The organism is Kitasatospora sp. MY 5-36 (assembly GCF_001182915.1).
Classification (GTDB): domain Bacteria; phylum Actinomycetota; class Actinomycetes; order Streptomycetales; family Streptomycetaceae; genus Kitasatospora.
Window position 1 is genome coordinate 1 of sequence record NZ_LFVW01000530.1, and the last position, 4,939, is coordinate 4,939.

General features: G+C 75.1%; 2 protein-coding genes. Both read left to right on the forward strand.

Features of this window, described 5'->3' with window-relative positions; genetic code table 11:
• A partial coding sequence (locus tag AE652_RS29250; RefSeq protein ID WP_049656897.1) for a beta-ketoacyl reductase occupies window positions 1-1,939 on the forward strand: 1,939 nt, incomplete at its 5' end.
• Between the two features lie 61 nt (window positions 1,940-2,000).
• The coding region (locus AE652_RS29255) for a type I polyketide synthase (RefSeq protein WP_049656900.1) at window positions 2,001-4,939 on the forward strand (2,939 nt) is incomplete at its 3' end.

Genomic DNA, 4,939 nt, shown 5'->3' on the forward strand with positions numbered 1-4,939 from the left:
GTCCGCCATCAGCGGTTCGGCGGTCCTGTCCGGGCCCTGGCTGCTGGTCGGGGACGCGCCGGACGCCGGTGCGGTGGCCGACGGGCTGGCGGGTCGTGGCGCCGAGGTCGTGCGGACGACGCTCGAGGGCCTCGATGAGGCCATCGCCGGTGCCGGTGCGGATGTCCAGGGCGTGGTGTCCCTCCTGGCCCTGGACGAGTCGCCGGACGCCGAGTTCGGGTGGGTCCCGCGCGGCAGCGCCGACACCCTCGACCTGGTGCAGAGGCTGGGCCGGGCCGGGATCGCCGCTCCCCTCTGGGTGCTGACCCGTGGCGCGGTGCAGGTCGCCGCCGGCGAGGTGACGACCAGTCCGATCCAGACCCAGGTCTGGGGTCTGGGCCGGGCCGTGGGCCTGGAGCACGCGGACCGCTGGGGCGGTCTGGTCGACCTGCCGCCGGTGGTGGACGTCGAGGCGGCCGCCCGGCTGGCCGGCGTGCTCGCGCACGGCCGGGAGGACCAGGTCGCGCTGCGTCCGTCGGGTGTGTTCCTGCGCCGCCTGGTGCGCGCCGAGGAGCACCGGCCCAAGGCCGGGGCCTGGAGCCCGAAGGGGACGGTCCTGCTGACCGGCGGTACGGGCTCGATCGGTGTCTGTGTCGGCCCGTGGCTTGCTGAGCACGGCACGCCGAGGGTGGTTCTGACCTCCCGTTCGGGTCCGGCGGCGCCCGGGGTGGCGGCGCTGGCCGCCACCGTCGCGGCTGCGGGCACCGCCGTCGAGGTCGTGTCGTGCGACCTGACGGAGCGTGCGCAGGTCACGGCCATGGTCTCGTGGATCGAGGACTCCGGCCCGGGCCTGTCCACCGTCCTGCACTCGGCGAACACGCCGTACCTGGCCCGACTCGAGGACACCAGCCGGGAGGGTCTGGCGGCGGCACTGGGCGCGAAGGCGGCCGGCGCCGTCCACCTGGACGAGGCGACGGCCGACCTGGGCATCGACGAGTTCGTGATGTTCTCGTCGATCTCGGCGACGTGGGGCAGCAACGACCACGGCGCCTACGCGGCGGGCAACTCCTTCCTGGACGGGCTCGCCGAGGACCGTCGCGGCCGGGGCCTGCCCGGGACGTCGATCGCCTGGGGTGTCTGGAACACCCGCGACTGGAACGCGGTCGACGCGGCGATGGACCAGGCTCCCGGTCGCGTCACCCCGCACCGGCTGCTGCGGCAGGGCATGAACTTCCTGGACACCGACCGGGCCCTGACGGCGCTCGGCGAGATCCTGGCCGACGACGAGACGTTCATCGCCCTGGCGGACGTCGAGTGGGAGAAGTTCGCTCCGGTCTTCACGGCCGCCCGCCCGCGCCCGCTGCTGGACACCATCCCGGAGGCGCAGGAGGACACCTCCTCCGGCCGTCCGGAGGACGACCAGCGCAACGAGTTCGCCGCCCGGCTGGCGGGCCTGTCGGCCGCCGAGCGGCGCCGGACCGTCGTGGAGCTGGTGCGGACGCACGCCGCCGCGGTCCTCGGCCACGACTCGGCGGACGAGATCATGGCGAGCCGGGCCTTCCGCGAGCTGGGCTTCGACTCGCTGACCGCCGTCGAGCTCCGCAACCGGCTGAACAGCGCGTGCGGGGTGCGGGTGCCGTCCACGCTGGTCTTCGACCACCCGACCCCGGAGGCGGTGGCGGACTTCCTGATCACCGAGCTGACCGGGAGGGAACTGGTCGGCCACACGGCCGTGCTGGACGAGTTCGAGCGGCTGGCCGCCGGGCTCACCCCGTCGGACGACGAGACCCGCGCGGAGATCGTCGCCCGCCTGGAGGCGCTGACCCAGCGCTTCCGCGCCGTCCGCGAGACCGGGGCGGACGGGACGGGCGAGGCCGACGAGCGCGCTCTCCAGGAGGCCACCGCCGACGAGCTGTTCGCCCTCCTGGAGGACGAGCTCGACGACCCGGACTTCGACTGACCATGCCGGGACCGTCGGCGCCAACTCCTCCCGAACGAGGTCGAATGTGAGCGACAGCACCATGCAGAACGAAGAGAAACTGCTCGATTTCCTCAAGCAGACCACCGCCAAGCTCCGCACCACGCGGGCCCGGCTGCGCGAGGTGACCGAGCGGGAGCGGGAGCCGATCGCGATCGTCGGGATGGCCTGCCGCTACCCGGGCGGCGTGCGCACCCCCGAGGACCTGTGGGACCTCCTGGTGGCGGGCGGGGACGCGGTCGGCGGGTTCCCCACCGACCGCGGCTGGGACCTCGGCGCGCTCTTCGACGCCGCCCCGGGCGCGGACGGCACGAGCAGCACCGTCCAGGCCGGGTTCGTCTCCGGGGCCGCGGACTTCGACGGCGGGTTCTTCGGGATCAGTCCGCGCGAGGCGCTGGCGATGGACCCGCAGCAGCGGCTGCTGCTGGAGACGGCTTGGGAGGCGGTCGAGCGGGCCGGGATCGACCCGGCGAGCCTGCGCGAGTCGGCCACCGGCGTGTTCGCGGGCGCCGCGCCCTCCGGGTACGCGACCGCCGGCGGCGACCTCTCGGGCTCGGAGGCGCACCTGATCACCGGTACGGCGATGAGCGTGCTGTCCGGCCGGGTGTCGTACACGCTGGGCCTGACCGGGCCGGCGGTGTCGGTGGACACCGCCTGCTCCTCCTCGCTGGTCGCGCTGCACCTCGCCGTGCAGTCGCTGCGCGCGGGGGAGTGCACGCTGGCGCTGGCCGGCGGGGTGACCGTGATCGTCAGCCCGGGCGAGTTCGTGGGCTTCTCGCAGCAGAACGCCCTTGCCCGGGACGGCCGTTGCAAGGCCTTCGGGGCGGGCGCGGACGGCATGGGCCTCGCCGAGGGCGCGGGCGTGGTGGTGCTGGAGCGGCTGTCGGACGCCCGGCGCAACGGGCACCGGGTGCTGGCCGTGGTCCGGGGGAGCGCCGTCAACCAGGACGGCGCCTCCAACGGACTGTCCGCGCCCAACGGCCCCGCTCAGCAACGCGTGATCCGCGCGGCGCTGGCCAACGCCCGGCTGGCGACGGGGGACGTGGACGTCGTCGAGGCGCACGGCACCGGCACCACACTGGGCGACCCGATCGAGGCGCAGGCGGTGCTGGCGACGTACGGGCAGGGGCATCCGGCCGAACGGCCGCTCTGGCTGGGGTCGGTGAAGTCGAACATCGGGCACGCCCAGCAGGCGGCCGGCATCGCCGGTGTGATCAAGATGGTGCTGGCGCTGCGGCACGAGGAGCTGCCGGCGACGCTGCACGCGGCGGAGCCGACCCCGCACGTCGACTGGTCGGCGGGGCACGTGAGCCTGCTCCAGGAGCGCGTGGCGTGGCCGGCGGGCGAACAGCCGCGTCGGGCGGGCGTCTCGGCGTTCGGGATCAGCGGCACCAACGCGCACGTGATCCTGGAGGAGGCGCCCGCCGGAGGGCCGGCCGCGCCGGAGCCGGACGGGACGCCGGAGCCGGCCGCGGTGTCGGCGCCCGCCGCGCCGCCGGTGCTGGTCGCGGAGCCCGCCGTGCTCCCCGTCACCGTCTCCGGACGGTCCGAGGAGGCCTTGGCGGACCAGGCGCGGCGGCTGCGGGACCACCTCCTGGCCCGACCCGAGCTGCCGCTGCCGGAGGTGGCCCGGTCGCTCGCCACCACGCGGACGGCGTTCAAGCGGCGCGCGGTGGTGCTGGGCACCGACCGTGCCGAGCTGGCGGCGAAACTGGAGGCCGTGGCCGCGGACCGGCCCGGGGCCGGGGTGCTGACGGGCGAGGTGCCGTCGGCCGGGGTCGGGCGGACGGTGTTCGTCTTCCCGGGGCAGGGCAGTCAGTGGGTCGGCATGGGTCGCGAGCTGGCGGAGGTTTCGCCGGTGTTCGCGGCGCGGCTGGCCGAGTGTGCCGAGGCTCTGGCGCCGTATGTGGACTGGCAGTTGGACGATGTGCTGGCCGGTCGGCACGGTTTCGAGGCCGCCGATGTGGTGCAGCCGGCGCTGTGGGCCGTGATGGTGTCGCTGGCTGCGGTCTGGGAGGCGGCCGGTGTCGTTCCCGACGCCGTGGTGGGCCACTCCCAGGGCGAGATCGCGGCGGCGGCCGTGGCCGGGATCCTCTCGCTGGAGGACGCGGCGAAGGTGGTCGCTCTGCGCAGCCGGACCCTGAAGGCCCTTGCCGGTCGTGGCGGGATGCTGTCGATCGCCGAGCCGGTGGCGGGTGTGCGGGTGCGGATCGCTCCGTACGGTTCCCGCCTGTCCATCGCGGCGGTGAACGGTCCGTCGGCGACGGTGGTTTCCGGTGACGCCGATGCGCTGCGTGAACTGGCGGACTCCTGCGGGGATTCGCCGCGTGCCCGGATGATTCCGGTGGACTACGCCTCGCACAGCGCGCACGTGGACGAGCTGCGCGAGGAGATCCTCGCCGCCCTCCAGGGCATCGCCCCCCGCGAGGCGCGGATTCCGATGGTCTCCTCCAGCACCGGCGCCACGGTCTCCGGGCCGGAACTGGTGCCGGACTACTGGTACGCCAGCCTGCGCGAGACCGTCGAGTTCGACCGGGCCGTGCACACCCTCGCCGGAACCGGCCACGGTGCCTTCGTCGAGGTGTCCCCGCACCCGGTGCTGGCCCCGGCCATCGCGGACAGCCTGGAGTCGTACGGCCCGGTCGTGGCCGACACCCTGCGCCGCGACGACGGCGGCGCCGGGCGCCTCCTGCTCTCGCTGGCCCAGGCGTACGTCCGCGGCCTGCCCGTGGACTGGACCGCCCTGCTGCCCGCCGGGACCGGGAGCGGCACCGTCGACCTGCCGACCTACGCCTTCCAGTACCGCCGCTACTGGCCGGTGTTCCCGGAGCCGGCGGCCCGGGACGCGGTGGCCGGCTGGCGGTACCGCGTCGAGTGGCAGCCCCTCGACGGGCCGTCGGGCTCGGCACCGGCGGGCTCGGTGCCGTCCGGCACGTGGCTCGTGGTCGCCGGCCCGGCCGGGGCCGGGACGGCCGCCGAGGT